The sequence below is a fragment of the Pantoea trifolii genome, assembly GCF_024506435.1.
Taxonomy (GTDB): domain Bacteria; phylum Pseudomonadota; class Gammaproteobacteria; order Enterobacterales; family Enterobacteriaceae; genus Pantoea; species Pantoea trifolii.
Map to the genome: position 1 here is coordinate 3,436,008 of NZ_JANIET010000001.1, position 24,031 is coordinate 3,460,038.

The following is a 24,031-nucleotide window of genomic DNA, read 5'->3' on the forward strand; positions in this document are numbered from 1 at the left end:
TGGTGGGCATAAATGCCCACCCTACGAAACATTATGCACGTAACTGAATCTGCGGCCTGCCCTTCTCATCCTGCAGCATCACATCCAGCTCCGCCTGATACCAGCGCGTCAGCGTGTGTTCGGTCATCACTTCATGCGGCGCACCTTCCGCCACCAGCTTGCCCTGATGCAGCAACAGCACCCGATCCGACCACAGCGATGCGAGATTAAGATCGTGCAGCACGGTACAGACGCTGAAGCGTCCGTTGCGCGTCAGGCGATGCAACAAGCGCAAACTGTGCTGCTGCCAGAACAGATCCAGCGCGGAAGTGGGTTCATCGAGAAACAGCCAGCCGCGCGGGCCATCGTCATGCCACAACTGAGCCAGCACGCGCGCCAGCTGCACGCGCTGCTGTTCACCACCGGAAAGCGATCGATAATCGCGCTGTGCCAGCTCAAGGCTGCCGGTAATCTGCATCACTTCTTCAATCACCGCTTTGGATTGAGCGGCAGGCCAGGGCGCACGCCCCATCGCCACCACATCGGCGGCGGGCAGCGGAAAACTCACGCTATTTTGCTGACGCATCACCGCGCGGCGCTGCGCCAGCGGTTCGCGCGGCCAGCTGTTTAGCGGACGATCGCCGAGCCAGCACTCGCCCGCTTCTGGCGTGAGAAACCCGGTGAGCAAACGCAGCAGCGTGGATTTCCCCGCGCCGTTGGGACCAATCAGCGCAATCATTTCGCCAGGCTGCAAAGTCAGGGAAACGTCGTCGATCAAGGCGCGTGAGCCGTGGCTAAAACGCAGACCGTGCGCCTGCATGCAGTCACTCATTCATCCCCCTTGGGCTCACGCAGAATCAGCCAGAGAAACCACGGGCCGCCCAGCAGACTGGTTAACAGGCCAACCGGCATTTCCGCCGGCACTACCACGGTGCGCGCCAGCGTATCGGCCAGCAGCAGCAAAATCGCGCCCGCCAGCGCCGAACCCGGCAGCATCCAGCGATGATCGCTGCCGAGACAGAAGCGCATCAGGTGCGGCACCACTAAACCGACAAAGCCGATAATGCCGCTCACCGCCACGGCCGTGCCCACCAGCAACGCACTCAGCACCAGCAGCTGACGCTGCGTGCGCTTTACGTCGATGCCCATGTAATGCGCGTCTTCTTCACCGAGTTGCAGCAAGTTGAGACGGCGCGCGCGCAGCTGAATCGCCATCAGTGCCGGCAGAATCAGCACTGCGCACACCAGCAAACTCGGCCACTGCGCCGCGCTTAAACTGCCCATGCCCCACAGCGCCAGCTGACGCAGCTGCTGATCGTTACTCAGCCACGACAGCACGCCAACCGCCGCGCCACATAAGGCATTGATGGCGATGCCGACCAGCAGCAAGCGCGATAAATTTCCCAACGCCAGACGGCTAAAACTGAAGATCAGCAGCGTCACCACCAAACTGCCCATAAAGGCAGCGAGAGTTGGCAGCCACAGCGCCAGCAGCGGCGGCAAGCCGAGTGGGATAACGATCGATATCGCCACCGCCAACCCCGCTCCGCTGCTGATGCCGAGCAAACCGGGATCGGCCAGCGGATTGCGAAACAATCCCTGCATCACCGCGCCGGACACTGCCAACGCCATGCCGAGCAGCACCGCCAGCAGCACGCGCGGCAGGCGGATGTTGATCCAGATTTGCCACGCCATATCGCTGAGCGGCGCACGCAGCAAGGTGCGCATTGAAAGCGGCATCGCGCCGAAGTTGGCGGCCAGCAGCATACACATCACCATGCTGATGCCCATCACACACAGCCAGCGAAGCATGGAGGTATTAGTCATGTTTTACTGCTTCAGCGGCACGACGCAACTTCACAATCGCGCCCGGCGTATCAAGACCAAAGCTCAGCAGCGCCATCTCATCAACCACCAGTAAAGCGCGATGCTGACCGGCTGGCGTCAATGCCAAACCGGGCAGCGCCCACACTTTCTCTTCGCCGCCCAGCGTACGCAGGCCATCTTCACCCACCACGATCAAATCCGGTGCGGCGGCGACCACGCCTTCCTGCGACAGCTGCTGATAGTGCGGCACCACCGCCATCGCGTTGATCAGACCAGCGCTGCGAATCGCGCCATCCGCGCCGGTTTGCGCGCCTGCCGCCTGAGTGCGCATGCCGCCGTGCGCCATGATAAACAGCACTTTAACTGGCAACGGTTGTTGCGAGATCTGCGCGCGTTGTTTGTTGACCTTTTCGATCAGCGCGTTGGCTTCATCTTCACGATGCAGCGCCTTGCCGATGGTGGCGATTTTTTCCGGGATGGCGTCAAGGCTGTTTTTTCCAGTGACATCCACCACCTTCACGCCCGCCTGCTCCACCTGCTGCAATACCAGCGACGGTTTTGCCAGCTCGCTGCTCAGCACCAGCGTCGGCTTCAGCGCCAGAATCCCTTCGGCATTCAGCTGACGCATATAACCGATATCCGGCAGCTTGTTGGCCTGCGCCGGATGCTGGCTGGTGCTGTCGCGCGCCACCAGATCCTGCTGCGCACCCAATGCGTAGATGATCTGCGTGACGTCGCCGCCAATCGAGATCACCCGCTCGGCCGCTACAGCCGGCAGCGCCAGCGCCGTCAGCAGCAACAGAAGTTTTTTCATGCTAACGCCTCCAGCGACATTACCTGCTCGCGCCAGCGCGCCTGCTCCGGCGTGCCTTCGCTGCGCTGGCCGTACAGCTGCGCGATCTGCGTGCCGTCGGCAGCAAACAGTTCCAGGCTGGTGACGAAGCCGTCGCCGCTCGGTTTGCGCGTCACCCAGCTTTCGCTGATGTGATCCGCCATCAAATGCAGCGTGAAGGTCGGATTGAAGATGTTGATCCAGTTATCCATCGGCATCAGCTTCTCTACCGCGCCGGTGAAGATCTGCGTGCAGCCACGGTTACCGATGAAAATCATGATTTCGTTGCCATCCTGCTGCGCCAGATCCAGCAACTGCGCCAGCGAGTCATTGCTCACCTGACGTGCCAGATCGTCCGCCACCGCGCGGAACGCTTGCGGGCGCGAAATGTTACGGCGCTTCAGCAGACCAAAGAACTGATGCACATCGGTGATGGCGCGCCATTCGGCTTCCACTTTGCTGGCATCAATCGCACTGCTGTATTGCGGCGCGCTGGCGGGTTGCGGATCTAACGCCGCCGCGTTCTCTTGCACGAACGCCGCAATCAGTGCATCCCACGCGGCGAAATCGGTGTTGTCGGTGGTGTAGATTTTCAGCACCGCATCAGCGTGGCGATCAAAAATCTGGATGCTTTGACGTTCTCCGTGAGCGCTCTGCTCGCGCAGGAAGAACGCGCTGTGCCACTGACTCGGGAACAGGCGCTGATCGAGCGCGCGCGGGTTGAGAATCAGTCCGGCGTGTTCGCCGAGGTGCAGGTTTTCATATTTGCCCACCTGCTCGTGAACTGCATATTCATTGCGGGTAATGCTTTTGGTTTCACCTATCGCCGCCAGTGCCGCCAGCAGCGCTGGGAAATCGGCTTTTAACGCCTTTGCATCATGACCGACACGCGCTTCACACAGCTGCGCTTCGCCAATGCCCATCAATGCTGCGAGATCGCGCGCGTACTTTTTCGGATGCTCGCCTTTCAGCGCCAGATAGTGATCGTAACGTGGGTTCATTGCCTTGCTCCATGAAAATGCCCTGCGCTGCCGCAGGGCGAAAAGGGATTAGAAATCGACGTTCACACCCAGCTGGAAGGTGCGGCCTGGCATTACCGCCAGGTTGATGTCGTTGCGTTCCTGGGCATTGCTGCTGGTCAGCGTGCGGCTGCTGGTGTAATCCCAGTATTTGCGATCGGTAATGTTATAGATGCCGCCGCTCAGCTTGACGTTTTTCGTCGCCTGCCAGTAAGCCGTCGCATCTACCATGCCGTAACCCGGTACGCGCATATATTCCGAGGTGGAGTCGGTGATCGCCGTGCCGGTGTTGGTGTAGCTTTCGCGGTTGGTCGCCGTGGCCTGCTTACCTTTCACGAAGGTGGCGGTCAGCGCTGCGCCGTAGCCGCGCGCTTTGTCATCCCACGCCAGACCGACAATCGCTTTCAATGGCGCGACGCTATCGAGATCGATGTACTTGTCACCGGCGTAGCTGGACTTGGATTTACCTTCGTTGTAGCCCAGCGCAAAGGTGCTGCTCAGGCCATCCACTTGCGGGAACCAGGTGCCGTAATTCACTTTGGTGGCGATCTCAGCACCATAAATGTAGGCCTTATCGCGGTTTTCGGCCTGATAGCTGGTGTAGATGTTGCTTGGGACGTTGAGGAACATCTCCGGATTGGCCGAGCGACGATAGCGGGTGTAAGCGATGAAGTTTTTGTACTGGTTGTAGAACACCGAGGTGTTGACCGTTACGCCTTCAGTCGCCTGCCCTTTCAGGCCCCACTCGAAGTTGTTACTGGTTTCAGTTTTCAGATCGGTGTTACCGATCAGCGCATACTGCGCGCTACCCGCGTAGCTGGAGCCAAGGTTCCATGATCCATACAGCTGGCTGGTGGTAGGGAACTGCACGCCGCGTTTATATTGCAGATAGGTGGTCAGCGCTGGCGTTAAGTCGTACTGGAAGGTCAGCGATGGCAGCACTTGGGTATCGGAGTTGGTTTTGCCGTACAGCGCATCAACCTGCTCTTCGGTCAGCACCGTGCTGCCGTTAGTCAGATCGCCCAGATCCTTGGGTTTGGTGCTTTGATACATTACGCGCACGCCGGGAATAACCGCGAAGTTGTGGCTATCAACATCGAAATTGATCTTATCTTGCAGATAACCCGCCACCGCGAAGGTGCGGCTGTCAGACTGCGGCTGTGTGATGGCGCTAAAGGCGCTCGGCGTTGGTTCCTGACGGAATGGACGCTCGCTGTTATCCAGGCGCGCGTTGACACCAGCACTCAGCTCGTGACGGCCCAGCGTTTTGGTGCCGCGTGTGTCGAAGCCATAGGTATCGACGTTGAAATCGGAATAGACAAAGCCATACTGGCTAGCGCTGGTGGGCAGATACGTATTGTCGTGCGCCTGCGTTTGCTGCCAGTAAAGGCGTGTGGTCAGCGTATCGATAAAGTCGTTGTACGGCGTCCACTCATCCGCCAGATTGATACCCCAGCGGCGCGTATCACTCTGCTGCTGCGCGGTGCCCCAAACCGTGTTGCCGCTGGTGTCCCAGGTATCGTAATGGCTGTGATTGGTTTTGTGATAGTAATCGAAAGTAGCGCTCAGCTTGTGCTGATCGTTCGGCTGCCAGATGCCGGACGTCATAAAGGCGTCAGAGTGCCAGTTGGCCGGATAAGCATCGATCACGCCGCTGTTGTTCTCGGTTTCCTGACCGTCGCGACGGCTGTAAACAAACAGGCCGCGTAGCTCATCATCGCCGGCGGCGGCGGTGATGCCGTTGTGCCAGCTACGATTCGATGAGTCGTAACCGCTCTGATAACCGAAGTAGGTTTTTTTGTCGCTGCTAAGGTAATCGTCGGCGCTTTTGTTATGGAATGAGACGTTACCGCCAATCGAGGTATTCGGTTGATCCACCGCCGTGGCGCCCTTCTCGATATCAACGCTGCCGAACATGTAGGGATCGATGTAATCACGGCCAATTCCAAAGGTGTTGTTGCCGGTTCGGCTGACGTAAGGACGGCCGGTGGCATCTGGAATCGGAATGCCGTCGATATCCATGCCGACGCGGTTACTCTCCAGACCACGAATGTTGTAACCGGTATAGCCCGCGCGGTCGAAACCGCTTTTGCCGGCCGAGGATCCGCCGCTGGATCCGGTGGCGCTGATCAGCGGCTCATAACGCATGATCGAACCGAAATCATTCGCACCGCGTTTTTGCAGCTCTTGTGCCGTGATGGTGGTTTTATTGCCGGCCTGCTGTTTTGGCGCGGTGACGGTGAGAACCGGTTCATTGCTGGTACTGTCGCTGGCGGCAAAACTGCAAGCGGCATGAATGGCTGAAGATAAGATGGCAACTTTGAAAAGACGTTGCTGGGCCGTTCCCTGAAAGAGTGAAGACATGCGCGAAATACCTGGTTAATTGTTAGTATTCGCTCACTTGCTTGCTGCCTGAAAGTACGGGCTTGGGTTAAAAGACCGTAAAAAAATATGGACTTATTTTATGTAATAAATGATGTCGACAGGAATGTAATGCAAGTGGTAATCATTATCAACTAGCAGTAAGCTAAGATGTATCTTGGACCGCACATTTTGTTAACTTATATATCTAAAAGAGACAGGTTATGTCACAGAAACCAGCGATTACCATTCATTACTGCACACAATGTAACTGGCTGCTGCGTTCCGCCTGGATGGCGCAGGAGTTGCTGCATACGTTTGCCGAGGATTTAAGTGCGGTAACGCTACAACCGGGAACCGGCGGCGTATTTGAGATCACCATTGATGGTCAGGTGATTTGGGAGCGTAAGCAGGAAGGCGGATTTCCGGATGCGGCCGCGCTGAAGCAGCGCGTACGCGATGTTTGCTGGCCGGATCGCGCGTTGGGGCATGTGGATAAGAAGAAGAGTTGATTTTGGTTGGTGCGATTTTCTGGACGGTCGCCATGAATGGCGACCCTACGTTCGTAATGCTAACTTTTGGCGATTTTTTCCGCCGCTTCGTGCAGCGCGCTAATGACTATCTCCAGCGCCTCATCCGAAATATCTTCCTGCGCCAGACGATGATTCAAGGTGTGTTTGATCAGGTGAATCGCCTGCTCAACCTGCGGAATGCTGCGGTTATTCACCAGAATCGCCAGTGAGGTTAAGCGCTCGATAATCGCATCCACATTGTCACGATTCTCTGCCAGCAGCGCCACGCCGCTCTCATTCAGTGCATAGGCTTTGCGTGATGCCTGCGCATCGACCACGCGAATCGCATCCATCTCTTCGAGCAGCGTCAGGTTGGGATAAATAATGCCGGGACTCGGGGAATATTCCCCTTTGGAGAGCTCTTCAACCGATTTGATCAGCTCATAACCGTGCGCAGAACTGTTGGCCAGAAAGTGCAGCATTAACAGGCGGATATCGCTGGCATCCAGCATCCGCTCCCGACGCTTCTTACGTGCGCCTGCACAGACGGTACGCTGTGCGTGATCGGATTGCCATGGAAAATCCCGCTGCTGTTTCATTGCCTTCCTGAGCGCTAATTAAGGGAGGTTGATAGTAGTCTGCCACCTGGCAAAATTCAACACAGGCGGCAGCGCGCGCAGCATTACCGTTATTTCTGATGCCAATAAGCTACGGCGCGCACGAAATCGGTATTTGCACCGCGTCCCTGGGTGAAGTAATCGCTCAGTAATTTCACCGCTTCGCCCTCGCCGGTCAGCCAGATGAAGTATTCAGTGGCGGGCAGCGCAATCTGATCCAGCTGTGCCGTTATCGGTGCCAGGTTATCGGCCTGCATGCTGCCGCTTCCCAACCAGCTCACCTGCACATTTGGCAAATCACCGAGATAATCGCGGCCGGTGGCTTCATCGGCATAGGCCAGCAGGTGAATTTCCTGCGCCTGCATTTCGCTGTAACGACGTTTAAAGGCAGGCAAACCGGTCTCATCGCAGACGTAAATCTGGCAGGCATAATCCGTTGGTATCACCAACGAACCGCGCGGGCCGCCCATCGCGATTTGATCGCCCACTTTGGCTTGGTTTGCCCAGCTGCTGGCAACGCCGCCATCGTGGACGTAGAAATCGATGGTCAGGGAATCGACGCCGTTAAATTCCAGCGGCGTGTAATCACGCGCGGCAGGTCGCACGCCATTCGGCCAAACGATGCCTTCATCGGTGATCTGCGGCAGCGCCAGCTCAGCGCCGGCATGTTCCGGGAAGAACACTTTGATGTGATCGTCAAACGATGGCGAGTTGAAGCCGGCCAGATCGCTGCCGTTGAAAACAATGCGCCAGAATTCACCGGCAATCAGCGTTTTGCTGACCACGGTGATATGGCGGAAGCGCAGTTCATTGCGCACGCGGCGTGGCACGCGTTCGGAAGGGGTAGTTTGCACGTGGTGTCTCCCTAAAAGATAGTGAAAGTCATTCTCATCTGATGGGGAGAGAATAGTTATGATATATCTTCGATGCAATGCCGAAAAATGCTATCTGTGTGTTTGGTCGCCAGAATGGTACGCGCCATCGCAAAGGTCGCCATGAATGGCGACCCTACGGAAGGCATGTGCGAATGTAGGGGCGTCATTTATGACGACCTTCATAAAGGATGTAGCAGATTGGAATTTTGTGGCGGGACGAGATTACGCCTGGTGATTGCCGCAGGTTACGAAACTGCCATCATCCTGGCTGTGTTTCGGCAGCACATTGTCGCCCAGAATTTCATGCTGCGCGCAATGGGGTTGATGCGGATGCAGACCGCCTGGCGGTGAAAAAGGCTCGGCCATTTGTGCACTTGCCAGCGAAGAAAACGCTACAAGCGCTGTCATGAGGAACAACGGTAGAAGTCGCATAATTTTTTTGTCTGTTCACTATAGCGGCCCGGAATGGACCAGAAATGCAGGTGATTATCCAGCCTGATGTGTGGCGGCTGGTGATTTACGCGGCCAATCAGGTTTCGATGGAGAATTTTACGCCGATTACCGCCTTGAGTTTATAAAATCGTGCGGTTTGTCACGGTTTACCGCACGAATTATGCATTACATATCCGCCACCGGAATATAGAAGGTGCCCTGCAACAGATCGGGCGTACTGTATTTCAGATCCAGCTTGAGCAAATCTTTGCCCGCACGGCGTGCTACGCCCAGCGCTGGCAAGTGGTTGTAGTAAATCTCCGCGGTGAACGCGTTGATCTCTTCCGGCGCGCCGTGCCAGTCAATCTCCGCATACAAACCACTTTCTCCGGTCCAGTTCTGCACATTACGCGGCAGCACATCGGCGTACTGACTTTCCAGCGCCTGGAACAGGCTGATGTGTTGCTGATCGGCGGAATGTAGGCCCGGACTGAACTGGAAGCCCAGCCAGCCGCGATTTACGTGCTGACCCGCAAAAGCGATGAAATCACGCGTGTGCTGCGCCACCACATGGTTATGGTGATCGATGTATTCGCCGAAGCGGCATTCCCACTCAATCACTTCACCACACAGCTGAATTTCCGGCTTCTGCGCCAGACGCGCATTGACCCACTCGCGCTGCGTGGAGATGCGGCTGTGGAAATCCTTCATCAGCATCTCTGGAATGCGGCGATAGGCACCCGGCGTCATCGAGAAGTGACTTTTAAACACGCGGGTAAAATTCTGCTGATTATCAAAGCCAAAGCGCACCGCAATGTCGATCAGCGGCATGTTGGTCAAACGCAGCGCCATCGCCGCCATGGTCAGACGACGTTTGCGCGTGTAGGACGCCAGCGTTTGCCCGGTCATCTCTTTGAACATGCGCTGCATGTGCCATTTCGAGTAACCGGATTTCAGGGTAATCAGATCGATGTTGAGTTCGTCGGTCAGGTTCGCTTCTATCCAGTCCACCAGATCGTTGATGTACTGTTTTTTTACATTCAGGCTGAGCATGATTTTGATGGTCGAATGAGGTGGTTAACGTCATGAATTTGCGTTATTCGTCACATAAATATAACAAAAACGTATTACTAACGTAAGGAAGAGTAAACGTACCGAAGCGGGAAAAGCATTAATTGCTTAGGTTACTAACGTTTTTTTGATCGCAGAAAAGAAAAAGGTCGCCATGAATGAACTGAACCCCATAACCTGGACCGTTTAGTTAAAGCGCTGCGTAATGCTGAGTCCTGTACGCTACCGGACTCAGCCCACCCAGCCCCATTTTTATCCGCTTAGTATTCCAGAAGTGGATATAGTCTCCGATGTCCTTCTCCAGCTCCTCTACGTCACGGTATTTCTTCAGGTAAAACATTTCCGACTTCAGATGACCGAAGAAGTTTTCCATCACCGCGTTGTCCAGGCAGTTTCCTCTGCGCGACATGCTCTGTTTTATCCCGTTTTCCGCCAGGCGCCGCTGATACTCCGGCATCTGATACTGCCAGCCCTGATCGCTGTGAAGAAGCGGACGCTGCTCGCCCGTCAGATGCTGTAAGGCTCTGCTCAGCATACCGTTTATCATCGGCATCAGCGGCTTACGCGCCGTTTCCCAGCCCACGATTTCGCCGTTATACAGGTCCAGAACCGGGGACAGGTAGCATTTTTCACCCGCAACGCTGAACTCCGTTACGTCCGTTACCCACTTCTCGTTCGGTGCCTGTGCCCGGAAGTTGCGCTGCAGCACGTTGCCGGCTGTCCGCCCCTCGGGCCCGCGACAGGACCGGTATCTCTTCTTTCTTACCGGCGACTGCAGACCCAGCGCCGACATCAGCTTCAGCACGGTTTTCCCGCTCAGCGCCCAGCCGTGCTGCCTGAGCAGGCAGCCCATGCGCCGGTAGCCATAAACACTGCGATGCTCCTCTGACAGCCTGACGATAAGCGTCTTCACCTCTGCGTACTTATCCGCTGCCTGCTGGCGGGCAAGCTGATAAAAAAAAGTGCTTTTTGGCAGCCGCGATACGCTCAGCAGCACCGGCAGGCGATGCCGCGTGCGCAGCAGCGTCACGGCTGCGGCTTTTTCTCCCGCTCCCGGCGCTTTTTTTCCAGGATAATCTCCTGCATGACCTTCAGATAGTCGTTTTCGGCACGCAGGTATTCGAGCTCCTTAAGCAGCTCTTCCGGCGTCATTGACCCGACTGGTTTTGGTGATTTTTCTTTGCCTGACATTGGTGTTCTCCGCGTGCTGTTTTCGGGCGGGAAAGCATAGTGACCTTTAAGGCTGTACTGGCGGACCCAGGATTCAACCGTTTTGTGTGAGCTGATATTAAAACGCGCCGCAACCGCAGCGTATGACTCACCGGTATGAGCCAGAGCATAATGCGCCACCTGGACCCTGAAGTCAGAAGAATAACGCCGGTGCCCGCGGGGAAGCAAAGCCTGCTCACCGTGATGCTGATAGCGCGCAACCCAGCGGCGGAGGTTAGTAGGGGCAATGCTGAAGTGCTTAGCCGTTCCATCAATACCGGCATGGCCGCTAAGAAAATAGTGAATGGCCGAGAGTTTAAATTCGATGGGATATTTTGTTGTCATAGAGCTGCACCTTCAATGTCAGATTATGGTCCAACATTTGGGGTGCAGTTCATGAATGGCGACCCTACGGTGATATCAATGGGTTCTGTTAATGCGGGGACTCAATGCGAACGCATGCCCGCTGCCGTCATCATCATACGAAACAGTGATGCCACCACACCGAGTGCCAGCACGCTTGCGCCGTAAATGACTACCAGCCACATCACCTGCTTCCACCACGGAATCTTAGTTTCAGAGTGAGTTTTCATGTTGCTGACCTCGGTTTTCATATCAATGGTATCCTTCGTCGGCTTTGATTTTTCCGCGGAACACGTAGTAACTCCAGAAGGTGTAACCCAGAATGACCGGAATAATCAGCAAGCCGCCCACCAGCATAAACGCCTGGCTGCTCGCCGGAGACGCCGCCTGCCAGATGGTGATGGACGGTGGAATGATGTTCGGCCAGATGCTGATGCCAAGGCCCGAGAAGCCCAGGAAAATCAGCGCCAGCGTCAGGATGAACGGCGAGTAATGCGCTTCACGCTTGATGGCGCGCACAATCCCCCACGAACAGAGCACCACCAGCACCGGAACCGGCAGGAACCAGAACAGGTTCGGACGCGAGAACCAGCGCTGCGCGATATCCGCATGCGTCAGCGGCGTCCAGATACTGATAATGCCCACCACCAGCAGCAGCGTCAGCGTCAGCGGTGTCGCCAGCGCAGACATCTTACGGTGCAGGTCGTGTTCGGTTTTCATGATCAGCCAGGTACAACCCAGTAGCGCATAAGCGATCACCAGACCAACGCCGCAGAACAGCGGGAACGGCGCTAACCAGCTCATCGCTGAACCCGCATATTCACGGCCAATCACCGGGAAACCATTCAGGATGGCGCCAACGGCCACGCCCTGGCTGAAGGTGGCCAGCAGTGAACCGGCAATAAACGACTTATCCCAGAACGGACGGTGTTCTACCGTGGCCTTGAAGCGGAACTCAAAGGCTACGCCGCGGAAGATCAGGCCAATCAGCATCGCCGTCAAAGGAATCGACAGCGCATCCAGCAGCACCGAATACGCCAGCGGGAATGCGCCGTACAGCGCCGCGCCGCCCAGTACCAGCCAGGTTTCGTTGCCATCCCAAACCGGGGCAACGGTGTTCACCATCATGTCGCGTTCGATGGGATCTTTGTTAAACGGCAGCAGCAAGCCAATGCCGAGATCGAAGCCATCCATCACGATGTACATCAAGGTGCCAAACACGATGATGGCAAACCAGATAATTGAAAAGTCGATCATCTTAGTGCTCCCCACTCTTTTCGCTATGGGTTTTGGCCGCCGACAACGGACGCGCTGGCGTGTGATGCTGACCCGGACCACCGTGATCAACCTCTTTACCTTCGCCGGTCACCGGACCCTCTTTGATCAGACGCATCATGTAGAGGTAACCAACACCAAACACCGACGAGTAGACCAGAATGAACGCCAGCAGGCTGATGCTCATATGCATATCGCCATGCGCGGAGACCGCATCAATGGTGCGCTGCACGCCATACACCACCCAAGGCTGACGTCCAATTTCGGTAGTAAACCAGCCGGCCAGAATGGCGATTAAACCCGATGGCCCCATCAGCAGCGTGAACCACAGGAACGGACGCGAGTGGTACAAACGGCCTTTGAAACGCAGCCACAGAGACACCACGCCGAGCGTAATCATCAGCAGGCCCAGCGCCACCATCACGCGGAATGACCAGAAGATGATGGTGGAATTCGGACGGTCCTCTTTCGGGAAGCTCTTCAACGCAGGAATCTGCTTGTCGAGGCTGTGCGTCAGAATCAGGCTGCCGAGGTACGGGATTTCCAGCGCGTACTTGGTGCGCTCTTGCTCCATATCCGGCACACCGAACAGAATCAGCGGCGTGGCTTCACCCGGCTTGTTTTCCCAGTGTCCTTCAATCGCCGCGATTTTCGCTGGCTGATGCTCAAGGGTGTTCAGGCCATGCGCATCACCGATCATTGCCTGAATCGGCGCGACGATCAGCGCCATCCACAGCGCCATCGAGAACATCTTACGAATCGCTGGATTGTCGTTACCGCGCAGCAAATGCCAAGCGCCCGACGCGCCGACAAAGAAGGCGCTGGCGAGGAAGGCACCCACCGACATGTGGAACAAGCGATAAGGGAACGAAGGGTTAAAGATGATTTTCAGCCAATCTTCCGGCACCACGATGCCGTTCTGGATGATGTAGCCCTGCGGCGTATGCATCCAGCTGTTCGACGCCAGAATCCAGAAGGTGGAGAAGATGGTACCGAGCGCGACCATGCAGGTTGCAAAGAAGTGCAAGCCTGGACCGACGCGGTTCCAGCCAAACAGCATCACGCCAAGGAAGCCCGCTTCAAGGAAGAACGCAGTTAACACTTCATAGGTGAGCAGCGGGCCGGTAATACTGCCAGCAAACTGTGAGAAACCACTCCAGTTAGTACCGAACTGGTACGCCATCACCAATCCGGATACCACACCCATGCCGAAGTTAACGGCAAAAGCTTTCGACCAGAAATGGTAGAGATCGCGATAGGTCTCGTTACGGGTTTTCAGCCACATCCCTTCAAGCACCGCCAGGAAACTGGCGAGACCGATGGTGATGGCTGGAAAGATAATATGGAAGGAAACAGTAAATGCGAACTGAATCCTGGCCAGATGAAAGGCGTCTAATCCAAACATTGCTTACCTCATTGCCACAAATTACACCGAATTTTTACTTATAATTAACAAGCAGAGCGCAGCGGTTATTCGCCGTGCTTAAAGAAATGTCGCGCCAATGTAAAAGGAAGTGGTGCGAACAAAAAGATACAGGGGAGTTCGGTAAAACTATAACAGTGTTTTTTGATTTCGATCATTGTTTTCAGCAGAAACTAATACTTTAAAATCACCACGTTAAGGTTAAACACCCTCACTCATTGTGACAATATTGTTATTGTTTTCCGCTTATTCTCGCTGTGCTCAGCTGGTAACCACTTCATTTATTTATTTTTTAGTGCAAAGCGAAAAGATGATATTTATGGCGTTTGAATGAAACATGTAAATATTTCCGGACAGCGCGAGGGGATCATAATTGTTAATTAAAAGATAATATTTTTATAATAAAAAGATATATTCCTGCTGATTAATTATGCCGTGATGTAAACGTGGTGACGTTAACCTGCTGCGGCATGGCATTTGCCAGCGGCGACAAGCTGTGCTTTTTTAGAGCAGTAATCAACCAGTTAAACAGCGAAGGAGAGGTTATGGCCCGTCTTACTGCACAGGATTTCCCTCAGGAACTGCTCGAGCTTTACGATTACTACGCCCATGGCAAAATCAGCAAACGCGAATTTATCTCGATGGCGGCGAAATTCACCGTTGCGGGTATGGCGAGCGCAACATTATTGAGCGCCATGAGCCCCAATTATGCGCTGGCGCAGCAGGTGGAATTTACCGATCCGGCGATCAAACCGGAGTACATTCACTATCCGTCACCGCAAGGTCACGGCGAGGTGCGCGGCTATCTGGTACGACCGGCCAATGCCTCCGGCAAAGTGCCTGCGGTGGTGGTGGTGCACGAGAATCGTGGCCTCAATCCCTACATCGAAGACGTGGCACGACGGGTAGCGAAAGCCGGTTATATCGCGCTGGCACCGGATGGTCTGAGTTCGCTGGGCGGTTATCCGGGCAATGATGATGAAGGCAAAACGATGCAGGCCAAAGTCGATCCAACCAAGTTGATGAATGACTTTTTCGCCGCGATTGATTTCCTGATGCATCACGAGGAAGGCACCGGCAAAGTGGGCATCACCGGCTTCTGCTACGGCGGTGGCGTAGCGAATGCGGCAGCGGTCGCGTTTCCCGATTTGGCCTGTGCGGTGCCGTTTTATGGCCGTCAGCCTAAAGCCGAAGATGTGCCGCGCATCAAAGCGCCGCTGTTGTTGCACTATGCCGCGCTGGATAAAGGTATCAACGAAGGTTGGCCAGCCTATGAAGAGGCGTTAAAGGCCAATCATAAAGTCTACGAAGGCTACGTTTATCCCGGCGTGAATCATGGCTTCCATAATGATTCGACGCCGCGTTACGACAAAGCCGCCGCCGAATTAGCCTGGAGCCGCACGCTGGGCTGGTTTGAGAAGTATTTGCACGCGTAATGCCGCTGTGGTCGCCATTGATGGCGACCTTCTCAATCCGCCTTCAATATCCGATGTACATTGCTTTCCAGCCAATCTGCCAGCCCGGTCACCTGCCCTTCCACCTCGCGGCCTAACGACGTCAAACGATACTCGACGTGCGGCGGCACCACTTCATAGGCGATGCGCTCAACAAAACCATCCTCTTCCATATAGCGCAGCGTCTGCGCCAGCATGCGTTCGCTAACACCGCCAATCTTGCGACGCAGCTCGCTAAAGCGCAGGGTTTCTTCGCGCAGCGCCAGCAAAATCAGTACGCTCCAGCGGCTGGTAATGCGTTTTAGCACTTCGCGCGACGGGCAGTTCACGTTAAGCAACTCACCGCGCGTAAATTTTTCACTCATCTTTTCAGACATTTAACTCATCTACCTCAAACTAACAAATCTGTAAGTACTTACTAAAAGTTAGTTTATCGCTTAGGCTGTTTTCATACCAGTTCAAAAGGAGAACAACATGATTGCGATTACAGGTGCCACCGGCCAACTGGGCCGTTTGGTGATTGACGCGTTACTGAAAAAAGTGCCGGCTAGCGAAATCATTGCAGCGGTGCGTTCGCCGGAGAAAGCAGCCGATCTGCAAGCATTGGGCGTGACGCTGCGTGCGGCGGATTACGGCAAACCGGAAACGCTGCACAGCGCCTTTGCTGGCGTCGATAAGTTGCTGCTGATCTCCTCCAGTGAAGTCGGCCAGCGTGAAGCGCAGCACAAGGCGGTGATCGAGGCGGCAAAAGCCGCCGGCGTTGGCTTTATCGCCTACACCAGCCTGCTGCACGCCGACACGTCGCCATTGGGTTTAGGCATTGAGCATCGTGCGACTGAAGCGCAGCTGAAAGCTTCCGGCATTCCGTTCGCGCTGCTGCGTAACGGCTGGTACACCGAAAACTACGCGGCGAGTATTGCGCCAGCGCTGGCGCATCATGCCTTTATTGGTGCGGTCGGTGAAGGTCGCATCGCCTCGGCGGCGCGCGCTGATTATGCGGCGGCGGCAGCCGAAGTGATCAGCCGTGACGATCAGGCTGGCAAAGTGTATGAACTGGCTGGCGACGACAGTTACACGCTGGCGCAGTTCAGCGCCGAGATTGCCAAACAGTCGGGCGAGCAAGTGGATTACATCAACCTGCCGCAGGCCGAATTTGCCGCAGCGCTGAAAGGTGCCGGTTTGCCGGATGGCTTGTCCGAGATGCTGGCAGATTCAGATGCCGGTGCTGAAAAAGGTGGATTGTTTGATGATAGCCATACGCTGAGCAAACTGATTGGTCGCCCAACCACGCCGTATGCGGAAGTGATTAAGGCGGCGTTGCAGAAGTAAGGTGCGGCCTGATGCCCTCACCCCGGGCCTCTCCCACGGGAGAGGGAGACGCTGCCACATGTTAGCTCGATCGGTTCCCTCTCCCGCCTGCGGGAGAGGGTTAGGGTGAGGGAAATACAGCTCAGTTCCCGCTGCGTATGCCATCAATTGATCAAGCCATCCCGCGCTTTTTCGCGCAAATTTTAGCGATTTTCTTAAATACAGATAATTCTGCGTACCTATTTAAACATCAATCTTAAACGCCGCTTTCATTTCCTGAAATATAGTCCGTTGTAATCGCTGAAAAATCGTAAAAACACCGGATCCATCGACATGATTTATTACGTTCATAGATAAATCGCATTGTTGTTTCGCCCGTTCAGAGCTCTATAATTTGTTCTTTACGCATTCAAGAATTTACCAGGAGGCTGCTATTAATACTAACCAACAGCAATATAACGCTTTCGAGGATCGACGCGCTGATGCTGAACTGGAGTATCAATATAATCCTCATGAGTTCGTTCGCGAAGGTATGCAGGATTCGGAGCCGGAACCCGAGCTGATTGAAGGTCTGCCCGCGCCGGATGCGCTGACGCCTGCCGATCGCTACATGGAACTGTTTGAGCAGGTGCAAACATCGCACATATTTGCCGACAGCAAAACGTTCCCGGACTGCGCACCAAAATTCGATCCGCTGGATATTTTAATTCGTTTTCGTCGTCGTAAACGCGCAGTGGATTTTGATCTGGAAGCATTCGTGCATGAACATTTTTATTCACCCCAAGTGAATGAGAGTTTTTATGTTTCCAATCCAGATAAAACCTTAACCGAACATATTGACGATCTGTGGCCGGTGTTAACCAAAATGCCGCAGCAACATTTAGCGCATTCATCGCTGCTGCCGTTGCCGAAACCGTATGTGGTGCCTGGCGGTCGATTCGGAGAAACCTATTACTGGGACTCCTACTTCAGCATGCTCGGTCTCGCCGATGCAGGCCGCGACGATTTGCTGCGTCACATGGCGGATAACTTTGCCTGGCTGATTGATAACTACGGTCACGTGCCGAACGGCAACCGGACTTACTACCTCAGCCGCTCGCAGCCGCCGGTATTTGCGCTGATGGTCGAACTGTTTGAAGAGGATGGCATTCGCGGTGCGAAACGCTATCTCGATCAGTTGATGAAAGAGTACCAGTTCTGGATGGATGGCGCGGGCGAGTTGATGCCGCATCAGGCCTATCGCCACGTGGTGCGCATGCCTGATGGTTCGCTGCTCAACCGTTACTGGGACGATCGCGACACGCCGCGCGATGAGTCGTGGCTGGAAGATATTGAAACCGCGAAGAAATCCGGTCGTCCGGCGAATGAGGTTTACCGCGATCTGCGTGCCGGTGCCGCATCCGGTTGGGATTACTCTTCACGCTGGCTGCGCGATCCGCAGCGTCTGGCGAGTATCCGTACCACACAATTTATTCCTATCGATCTCAACGCGTTCCTCTACAAGCTGGAGCTGATGATTTCGACGTTGTCCCATGCCAAAGGCGAAGAATTGACGGCGCTGGCGTGGCAGAAAAAAGCCGATGCGCGTAAGCAGGCGATTCACCGCTATCTGTGGGATAACACCGCTGGGGTGTATCGCGATTACGACTGGCGTCGCGAGCGCTTTGGCGCCTTTACCGCTGCGGCGGTGGTGCCGCTGTTCCTTGGCCTCGCCTCGCCCGAGCAGGCACATTTGCAGGCCGTTGCGCTACGTCATCTGCTGTTGACGCAAGGCGGTTTGCTGACCTCGATGGTGGAAAGCGGTGAACAGTGGGATAAACCCAATGCCTGGGCGCCGCTACAATGGATGGCGGTTGTCGGTTTGAATCACTACGGTGAAGAGACGCTGGCGACAGAAATTGCCGTTAACTGGCTGAATACGGTGAACAATTTCTACTCACTGCATCATAAGTTGGTGGAGAAGTATGACATCAGCGGCGATCGCGCCCGTCCGGGTGGCGGTGGTGAATATCCGCTGCAGGACGGTTTCGGCTGGACCAACGGCGTGACGCGCAGATTGATGACCATGTATGGGCATTTGCTGGCGGATTAAGGATGGTGCGGTTTGATGCCCTCACCCTGGCCCTCTCCCACAGGGAGAGGGAAACGCTGCCACATGTAAGCTCGATCTATTCCCTCTCCCGCCTGCGGGAGAGGGTTAGGGTGAGGGCAAAGCTACCCCGCCAACCCAAATCCCTGCTTACCGTTCTTCTTGATCTGATACATCGCCTCATCCGCCCGCATCAGCGCTTCATCGAAGCTGTCGCGTTCCTGCACCTGAGCAATGCCCATCGATGCGCCAATCTGTGCGTGACCGTTATCAATATCAAACGGTGTTAGCGCGGCATCCAGCACCGCCTGCAGCAGAATGCGTACTTTCGGGTAGTCGATCAGGAACGGCATCAGCAGTACAAACTCATCGCCGCCCAAACGACCAATCACCACGTTTGGCGGCAGCACATCGGTGATGCGCTGACTCAGCTGAATCAATACCTCATCCCCGCTGCGATGTCCCAGCGTGTCGTTGACGTGTTTGAAGTTATCGAGATCGATAAACGCCACGCATAGCGGCCCCAGCGCTTTCATCTTGCTGTACTGCGTGTGCAGCGCATGGCGGTTGGTCAGTCCGGTAAGCGGATCGTGATGCGCCAGCGATGAGAGCTGCGCTTCATACTGCTTCTCTTTGGTCATGTCGATGTGCGTGCCAGTGACTTTGATCGGATTGCCCGCTTCGTCCCATTCGGTGACGCGTCCGCGATCCAACACCCATTTGATGCTGTCGTCCTTGCCCAGCATACGGTGCAGCGCTTCGTAGTAAGGCGCGCGCCCTTCGATGTGATCGTAAAAGGCTTTCAGCACTTCGTCTGCGTCATCCGGATGCAAGCGATCGCGCCATACATCGAACTGGGCTTTGGTCTCTTTCGGCTGGAAACCCAGCATCGCGCCCCAGCGACGGTTAAAAATCACCAGTTTGCCGCTGGGAATATGCAATTGCCACAAACATAAACCGGTTCCATCCAGCGCTGCACTCAGCTTATTACGCGCGTCATGCGCTATACGCTTTAATCGCGCATTATGCTTTTTCAGGTTCTGAATCTGCTGACGCAGCGCTTCTTCTGACATGGTCGGCTGAAGGAGAGGAAATAAGCGCTATTTTGCCTGCCGGGAAATTTCTGTAAATAAAACAAATGAAAAGCCGATTAGCAGCGGTAAATTGGAGAAATTTCAGGAGTTACGTCGAAAGTTTCCAGTGAAAACAGCTGACTAAACTTACTTAAGAGCCAGCCTTAACTAAACCCCCGCCTACAGACGTAAGAATTTTCCTAAATACCATTTAATAACTGTTTAGTTTCGTGCCGCTGTGAGGAGTCAACTGGCGCATCAAAGCACCGCCAGAAGGCCGCACCGCCGCACGGCAGTGCCTGACTGCAACAATGAAAACTGAGAATCAACTCGTGGGCAAACGCATTCTAAGCATGATGTTTCTGTTGGGGTTTTGCCTGTCGGCATGGAGTGCCACCACTCTAAAATTCACGCCGCGTTATGGACTGGTTTCCCCCGAAGTGACTTTGGATGCTGAAAGCCATCGCTGGCTACAACGCCATCCAGTGCTGCGCGTTGGCGTGTGGAGCCACACGTTACCCCCCTACTCGGTTGAATTCGAAGAAAATACCTTTGAAGGTTTATCCGCCGATTATCTGGCTATCATCGCGAAAACGCTGAATCGCCCCGTGGAAGTAAAGCGTTATAAGACCCGTATTGAACTGGTTAACGCGCTCAGTAACAAACAAGTAGATTTAATCCCTTACTATCCGCAGGCCGCCAATCACGAGAGCAAACTGGCGCTGAGTACGCCCTATTCGCTGGCGCAGAGCGTGTTAATCAGCCGTCGCCAGGCAAAATTTGATCGTCAGTTAAACGACCGTCACTATCGCCTGATGTACTACGGTGACGACGAACTCAAGGCGTTGCTGCATAAACGCTATCCCAAAACGATCCTGGAGCCTGCCTCACCGCCGCTTTGGGCGTATACGGATACCGCATTTAACGAAAACACCGTGTTCTGGAGTAACTCCGCCACGCAACGCTATCTGTCACAGCGCGGCTTGCAGAACATCATTGAAGGGCATAGTACGCCTTACATTAATGATGTCGATGCACGCTTTGCCACCCGCGCCGATAACTCATCGCTCATTGATGCCATCAATGAAATCCTCAAAAACATTCCTCTGCGCAACGCCGTACAGATCGCCGAAGCGTGGGGGCTGGATTATCAGTCCGTGGTGAAAAACCATCCGCTGGATCTTACTGAAGCGGAAGCCAACTGGCTGGAGCAGCACCGCGATATCACGGTGCATTACGATCCTACACATCTGCCTTTCACTTTTCTGGATGGCAAACAGCGCGTCGCCGGATTAAGCGTTGATCTACTAAATCTTATCTCGCAGCGTACTGGGATCCGCTTTCATTACAATGAGATACACAGATTAAGTGCCATGCGTGATGCGCTGGTGAGTCAACGTAATTCTCTGATTGTCGTGAGTGACGGCGCGTCAAAACAGAATCCTCAGATTCAATACACGCGTTCATACCTCTATTCGCCGTGGGTGGTGATGACGCGCAGCGACAGTAACTGGCGCAGTTTCGATGAGATGGCGGGCAAGCGTATTGGCATCTACGAGCGCTCATACTATCGCTTCGATTTACGCCGTCGCTGGCCTGAAATCGATTTTAATGAAAATGCCGTTTCTATTGATTCACTCGGACAGCTGCAGGATAAGCAGGTTGATGGCTTTATCGTGCCCTATGAATCCGCGCAGTATTTGCTGAATAACCACTTCAACGATCGCTTCAAAGTGGCTTTTGTCGCGCCGTTGCCGATGTTTCGCATGGCGATAGCAACCAACGTTGCTGATGAACATCTGAACGCGATCCTGAATAAAGCGTTATCCGATATTCCCCAGCCCACCATGCAGTCGCTGATGGAACGCTGGATCAAGTACACGCCGCCCGCCACCAGCACGTCCTGGCAGAGCTATCGCAGTTACGTGCTACGCATTATCGGCGTGGCTGGCATATGCCTGTTGTTCTTCTTATGGCGTAATCATTTACTGAAGTCGTCACTATCGAAGCAGCGTCAGCATGAGCGCGAAATAAGCAGCCAGCTGCATTACATCGAAACGCTACTGGAGGATGTGCGTAAAGCCAAGCGCGCGGCGCTGCGCTCAAGCGAGGCCAAAAGTACTTTCCTTTCACATATGAGCCACGAAATTCGCACGCCGCTGGCGGCGCTGATTGGCCTGCTGGAAATCGAACACCTGGGTCAAAGCGACGAACCGCAGCGCCAGAAGAATATCGATTTGGCGTGGGAATCCTCACGCTCGTTACTCTCGCTGGTAGGCGATATTCTCGACCTGGCAAAAATCGAATCCGGTCATTTCAGCATTCGTCATGTACCGATGTCGCTGAGTGACGTGGTGCACGATACCGAAGCACTGTTCCGTCAGGTAGCACATAACAAAGGGCTATCGCTCAATGTGATGCTGGAAATTGATCAGGACTGCGTGCTGTTTGATCCGGTGGCGTTAAAGCAAATTCTCGCCAATTTAGTGAGTAACGCCATCAAGTTCACCGCTCAGGGTGAAGTCGAGGTGGCGTTGTATCAGGCCGATCCCAGCAAGCCCGAATACGTATTGGAAGTGTGTGACAGCGGCATTGGCCTGACGCCTGAACAGCAGAAAGCCATTTTCGACCCCTTTATTCAGGTTGAACAAAGTACTAATCGCGTTAGCGGCACCGGGCTAGGTCTCAATATTTGTCGCCGCCTGGCGGTGATGCTGGGAACCGAACTGCACGTTGAGAGCGAGCCCGATGCCGGCAGCGTATTTATGCTGCGCTTCACTGCCCAACCTGCCGCTGTGCTGGAGACCGAAAGCCAGCATCCGCCGCTGGAGGAGCTGGCACAGATTTCGTTACGCATGCTCATTGTTGACGATAACGCCACCAATCGTCTGTTGCTTGCACAGCAATTGCGCTATGCCGGACACCACGTTCTGGTGGCTGATGGTGGTGAAACGGCGCTGACGCTGTGGCGAGAACACGAGATTGATCGTGTCATTACCGATTGCAATATGCCCGGCATGGATGGCTTCGAGTTTACCCGCCAGCTACGCATCGAAGAGAAATTACTCAATCGCCGCGCAGTACCGATTTATGGCCTGACGGCGATGGCGGAAGAGCGTGTCGCGCAGCTTGCCACACAAGCAGGTATGGATGGTTGTCTGTTTAAACCGCTGGAGCGCACGCAGCTGCTTAAAGTGTTAACCGGAGCGCCAACCAACCAGATACGTTCTGACACGTTACTCACGCTGGAAAACCTGGCCGCCAACGATCCGCAAGCCTGGTGCGATCTGGTGACAACAGCCCGACAGCAAAATGCACGCGATCTGGCTCAGTTGCAGCAGGCTGTAGCGGAGACGAATTTCGCCAGCGCGCGCCATGCGGCACATCAACTGCTGGGCAGCGCAAAATTGCTGCGCGCCGAGGCATTACAACGCAGTTGCCTTGCGGCGGAGCAAGCTGCAGAGCAACAAGATGGTGCATGCTTAGCGCAACAATTGCCAGGCGTGATCGCTGCTGTCGCTGAATTGGAAAAACTGTTCCAGAACGCACTCGAAAATACCCCCATTAATGAGGTGAACCCATGAAAGATAGCGCCATTTGGCAAGTTGCCGTATTAGATGATCACCCGCTGATTGGTAAAGCGATCCAGTATCGATTAGCGCAAGAGCCCGAGTTGGCGTTGGTCGGCGCTTTCGCGCAGCGCCAACAGTTGATGACTTTCCTGCAGCGCAATGCTGTGGATGTGTTAGTGCTGGATTACATCCTCGGCGATGATGAACTGGATGGCTTACAGATGGTGAAACAGCTGCGAATGCGCTATCCGCAACTTAAAATCCTCATCTCTTCCGCTGTCGAAAAACCGGCGATTGTGCAGCTGTTGTTGAAAGCCGGTGTGCAGGGTTTTGTTGGTAAAAGCGAAGATCAGGAAGTGTTGATCAAAGCGCTACATCAGGTGTGCCGCAACAAACTTTTCCTCACGGCAGACATGCTGCTGGAGATGGACAAATTCAAGGAAAGCGACAAAGAGATGCACGATTATCTGCTGCCACGAGAGATGGGCGATGACATTACGCTGTTACTGCGCGAATTGAGCCCTCGCGAGATCGAAGTGATTCGCTGCTATCTGGATGGATTAAGCATCACGCAAATCGCCGGCAAATATGCACGCAGTCGTAAAACCATCAGCGGGCAAAAACAGACAGCCTTGCGCAAATTGGGTCTGCGATCCGATCTTGAATTATTTAAATACAAAGAGCATTTCAGCGGAATTGTGCTGAACCATAATGCTTAAATTGTGTTCTGTGACGCGGAT

General features: G+C 54.6%; 22 protein-coding genes. 7 read left to right on the forward strand and 15 right to left on the reverse strand.

Annotated features, from left to right (window positions below; all coding sequences use genetic code 11):
• Positions 1-31 precede the first annotated feature (31 nt).
• The 5 genes from NQH49_RS15830 to NQH49_RS15850 are packed head-to-tail and all read right to left on the reverse strand — an operon-like array spanning position 32 to position 6,021.
• Positions 32-811 carry a heme ABC transporter ATP-binding protein gene (locus tag NQH49_RS15830; RefSeq protein WP_256697345.1) on the reverse strand — a complete coding sequence of 260 codons (780 nt, stop codon included), beginning with the start codon at positions 809-811 and terminating at the stop codon, positions 32-34.
• Positions 808-1,806: a FecCD family ABC transporter permease gene (locus NQH49_RS15835; RefSeq protein WP_256697346.1), complete on the reverse strand. Its 999-nt coding sequence runs from the start codon at positions 1,804-1,806 to the stop codon at positions 808-810. The genes NQH49_RS15830 and NQH49_RS15835 overlap by 4 nt, the downstream gene beginning before the upstream one ends.
• Positions 1,799-2,620, reverse strand: a complete 822-nt coding sequence (locus NQH49_RS15840; protein ID WP_256697348.1) for a heme/hemin ABC transporter substrate-binding protein — start codon at positions 2,618-2,620, stop codon at positions 1,799-1,801. The genes NQH49_RS15835 and NQH49_RS15840 overlap by 8 nt, the downstream gene beginning before the upstream one ends.
• A complete protein-coding gene (locus NQH49_RS15845) occupies positions 2,617-3,639 on the reverse strand; it encodes a hemin-degrading factor (RefSeq protein ID WP_256697350.1) in 1,023 nt (340 codons plus the stop codon). Before NQH49_RS15845 ends, NQH49_RS15840 begins: the two co-directional genes overlap by 4 nt.
• Positions 3,640-3,687: 48 nt before the next feature.
• Positions 3,688-6,021, reverse strand: coding sequence for a TonB-dependent receptor domain-containing protein (locus NQH49_RS15850; protein ID WP_256697351.1), 2,334 nt, complete (start codon positions 6,019-6,021; stop codon positions 3,688-3,690).
• A gap of 221 nt (positions 6,022-6,242) precedes the next feature.
• On the opposite strand from NQH49_RS15850, the gene NQH49_RS15855 reads away from it, so the two are divergent.
• A complete protein-coding gene (locus NQH49_RS15855; protein ID WP_192412075.1) occupies positions 6,243-6,530 on the forward strand; it encodes an Rdx family protein in 288 nt (95 codons plus the stop codon).
• Positions 6,531-6,589: 59 nt separating this feature from the next.
• On the opposite strand, the gene NQH49_RS15860 is transcribed toward NQH49_RS15855, so the two are convergent.
• The 3 genes from NQH49_RS15860 to NQH49_RS15870 form a co-directional block, all read right to left on the reverse strand.
• Positions 6,590-7,129, reverse strand: coding sequence for a PadR family transcriptional regulator (locus tag NQH49_RS15860; RefSeq protein ID WP_256697352.1), 540 nt, complete (start codon positions 7,127-7,129; stop codon positions 6,590-6,592).
• Between the two features lie 89 nt (positions 7,130-7,218).
• On the reverse strand, positions 7,219-8,001 hold the full coding sequence (locus NQH49_RS15865; protein ID WP_256697353.1) for a siderophore-interacting protein: 783 nt from the start codon (positions 7,999-8,001) through the stop codon (positions 7,219-7,221).
• A 243-nt stretch (positions 8,002-8,244) separates the two neighbouring features.
• Positions 8,245-8,388: a hypothetical protein gene (locus NQH49_RS15870; RefSeq protein WP_162129952.1), complete on the reverse strand. Its 144-nt coding sequence runs from the start codon at positions 8,386-8,388 to the stop codon at positions 8,245-8,247.
• On the opposite strand from NQH49_RS15870, the gene NQH49_RS23530 reads away from it, so the two are divergent.
• Entirely contained in the window at positions 8,389-8,445 is a 57-nt protein-coding gene (locus NQH49_RS23530; RefSeq protein WP_137386906.1) for an SEC-C metal-binding domain-containing protein, read from the forward strand.
• Positions 8,446-8,640: 195 nt separating this feature from the next.
• Here the strand turns inward: NQH49_RS23530 and NQH49_RS15875 are convergent, their stop codons facing one another.
• The 5 genes from NQH49_RS15875 to NQH49_RS15895 form a co-directional block, all read right to left on the reverse strand.
• The gene (locus NQH49_RS15875; RefSeq protein WP_256697354.1) at positions 8,641-9,507 is read right to left on the reverse strand and encodes a helix-turn-helix domain-containing protein; all 867 of its coding nucleotides are present in this window, start codon (positions 9,505-9,507) and stop codon (positions 8,641-8,643) included.
• 208 nt (positions 9,508-9,715) lie between these two features.
• Positions 9,716-11,079 (reverse strand): IS3 family transposase gene (locus NQH49_RS15880; protein WP_256696421.1). Its coding sequence is split into 2 segments (ribosomal slippage): positions 9,716-10,584 and positions 10,584-11,079, totalling 1,365 coding nucleotides; the frame shifts between segments, so codons are not numbered across the junction.
• Positions 11,080-11,180: 101 nt separating this feature from the next.
• Positions 11,181-11,348: a DUF2474 domain-containing protein gene (locus NQH49_RS15885; RefSeq protein ID WP_101761885.1), complete on the reverse strand. Its 168-nt coding sequence runs from the start codon at positions 11,346-11,348 to the stop codon at positions 11,181-11,183.
• Between the two features lies 1 nt (position 11,349).
• Complete coding sequence (gene cydB, locus NQH49_RS15890) at positions 11,350-12,354, reverse strand: cytochrome d ubiquinol oxidase subunit II (RefSeq protein WP_256697355.1); 1,005 nt, start codon at positions 12,352-12,354, stop codon at positions 11,350-11,352.
• A gap of 1 nt (position 12,355) precedes the next feature.
• On the reverse strand, positions 12,356-13,777 hold the full coding sequence (locus NQH49_RS15895) for a cytochrome ubiquinol oxidase subunit I (RefSeq protein WP_256697356.1): 1,422 nt from the start codon (positions 13,775-13,777) through the stop codon (positions 12,356-12,358).
• 563 nt (positions 13,778-14,340) lie between these two features.
• Here NQH49_RS15895 and yghX point away from each other — a divergent pair.
• A complete protein-coding gene (yghX, locus tag NQH49_RS15900) occupies positions 14,341-15,231 on the forward strand; it encodes a YghX family hydrolase (protein ID WP_256697357.1) in 891 nt (296 codons plus the stop codon).
• A 32-nt stretch (positions 15,232-15,263) separates the two neighbouring features.
• Here yghX and NQH49_RS15905 read toward each other — a convergent pair whose 3' ends face one another.
• Positions 15,264-15,626, reverse strand: coding sequence for a winged helix-turn-helix transcriptional regulator (locus NQH49_RS15905; RefSeq protein ID WP_256697359.1), 363 nt, complete (start codon positions 15,624-15,626; stop codon positions 15,264-15,266).
• A gap of 97 nt (positions 15,627-15,723) precedes the next feature.
• Here NQH49_RS15905 and NQH49_RS15910 point away from each other — a divergent pair, with 97 nt between their 5' ends.
• Both NQH49_RS15910 and treF read left to right on the forward strand, forming a co-directional pair.
• Entirely contained in the window at positions 15,724-16,578 is an 855-nt protein-coding gene (locus NQH49_RS15910) for an SDR family oxidoreductase (RefSeq protein ID WP_256697361.1), read from the forward strand.
• A gap of 412 nt (positions 16,579-16,990) precedes the next feature.
• Positions 16,991-18,649 carry an alpha,alpha-trehalase TreF gene (gene treF / locus NQH49_RS15915; protein ID WP_256698445.1) on the forward strand — a complete coding sequence of 553 codons (1,659 nt, stop codon included), beginning with the start codon at positions 16,991-16,993 and terminating at the stop codon, positions 18,647-18,649.
• Between the two features lie 122 nt (positions 18,650-18,771).
• Here treF and NQH49_RS15920 read toward each other — a convergent pair whose 3' ends face one another.
• Positions 18,772-19,719, reverse strand: coding sequence for a sensor domain-containing diguanylate cyclase (locus NQH49_RS15920; RefSeq protein WP_256697362.1), 948 nt, complete (start codon positions 19,717-19,719; stop codon positions 18,772-18,774).
• 353 nt (positions 19,720-20,072) lie between these two features.
• Here NQH49_RS15920 and NQH49_RS15925 point away from each other — a divergent pair, with 353 nt between their 5' ends.
• Positions 20,073-23,303, forward strand: a complete 3,231-nt coding sequence (locus NQH49_RS15925; protein WP_256697363.1) for a transporter substrate-binding domain-containing protein — start codon at positions 20,073-20,075, stop codon at positions 23,301-23,303.
• On the forward strand, positions 23,300-24,010 hold the full coding sequence (locus NQH49_RS15930) for a response regulator (RefSeq protein WP_256697364.1): 711 nt from the start codon (positions 23,300-23,302) through the stop codon (positions 24,008-24,010). The genes NQH49_RS15925 and NQH49_RS15930 overlap by 4 nt, the downstream gene beginning before the upstream one ends.
• Positions 24,011-24,031: the final 21 nt, after the last annotated feature.

What these genes read in the sequence shown, in the direction of transcription:
- NQH49_RS15860 (WP_256697352.1), bottom strand. Translation starts at nt 7,129, where the DNA reads ATGAAACAGCAGCGGGATTTTCCATGGCAATCCGATCACGCACAGCGT.
- yghX (WP_256697357.1), top strand. Translation starts at nt 14,341, where the DNA reads ATGGCCCGTCTTACTGCACAGGATTTCCCTCAGGAACTGCTCGAGCTT.
- NQH49_RS15905 (WP_256697359.1), bottom strand. Translation starts at nt 15,626, where the DNA reads ATGTCTGAAAAGATGAGTGAAAAATTTACGCGCGGTGAGTTGCTTAAC.
- NQH49_RS15910 (WP_256697361.1), top strand. Translation starts at nt 15,724, where the DNA reads ATGATTGCGATTACAGGTGCCACCGGCCAACTGGGCCGTTTGGTGATT.
- NQH49_RS15850 (WP_256697351.1), bottom strand. Translation starts at nt 6,021, where the DNA reads ATGTCTTCACTCTTTCAGGGAACGGCCCAGCAACGTCTTTTCAAAGTT.
- NQH49_RS15835 (WP_256697346.1), bottom strand. Translation starts at nt 1,806, where the DNA reads ATGACTAATACCTCCATGCTTCGCTGGCTGTGTGTGATGGGCATCAGC.
- NQH49_RS15845 (WP_256697350.1), bottom strand. Translation starts at nt 3,639, where the DNA reads ATGAACCCACGTTACGATCACTATCTGGCGCTGAAAGGCGAGCATCCG.
- NQH49_RS15870 (WP_162129952.1), bottom strand. Translation starts at nt 8,388, where the DNA reads ATGGCCGAGCCTTTTTCACCGCCAGGCGGTCTGCATCCGCATCAACCC.
- NQH49_RS15875 (WP_256697354.1), bottom strand. Translation starts at nt 9,507, where the DNA reads ATGCTCAGCCTGAATGTAAAAAAACAGTACATCAACGATCTGGTGGAC.
- NQH49_RS15895 (WP_256697356.1), bottom strand. Translation starts at nt 13,777, where the DNA reads ATGTTTGGATTAGACGCCTTTCATCTGGCCAGGATTCAGTTCGCATTT.
- NQH49_RS15930 (WP_256697364.1), top strand. Translation starts at nt 23,300, where the DNA reads ATGAAAGATAGCGCCATTTGGCAAGTTGCCGTATTAGATGATCACCCG.
- NQH49_RS15925 (WP_256697363.1), top strand. Translation starts at nt 20,073, where the DNA reads ATGATGTTTCTGTTGGGGTTTTGCCTGTCGGCATGGAGTGCCACCACT.
- NQH49_RS15830 (WP_256697345.1), bottom strand. Translation starts at nt 811, where the DNA reads ATGAGTGACTGCATGCAGGCGCACGGTCTGCGTTTTAGCCACGGCTCA.
- cydB (WP_256697355.1), bottom strand. Translation starts at nt 12,354, where the DNA reads ATGATCGACTTTTCAATTATCTGGTTTGCCATCATCGTGTTTGGCACC.
- NQH49_RS15885 (WP_101761885.1), bottom strand. Translation starts at nt 11,348, where the DNA reads ATGAAAACCGAGGTCAGCAACATGAAAACTCACTCTGAAACTAAGATT.
- NQH49_RS15920 (WP_256697362.1), bottom strand. Translation starts at nt 19,719, where the DNA reads ATGTCAGAAGAAGCGCTGCGTCAGCAGATTCAGAACCTGAAAAAGCAT.
- NQH49_RS15855 (WP_192412075.1), top strand. Translation starts at nt 6,243, where the DNA reads ATGTCACAGAAACCAGCGATTACCATTCATTACTGCACACAATGTAAC.
- NQH49_RS15840 (WP_256697348.1), bottom strand. Translation starts at nt 2,620, where the DNA reads ATGAAAAAACTTCTGTTGCTGCTGACGGCGCTGGCGCTGCCGGCTGTA.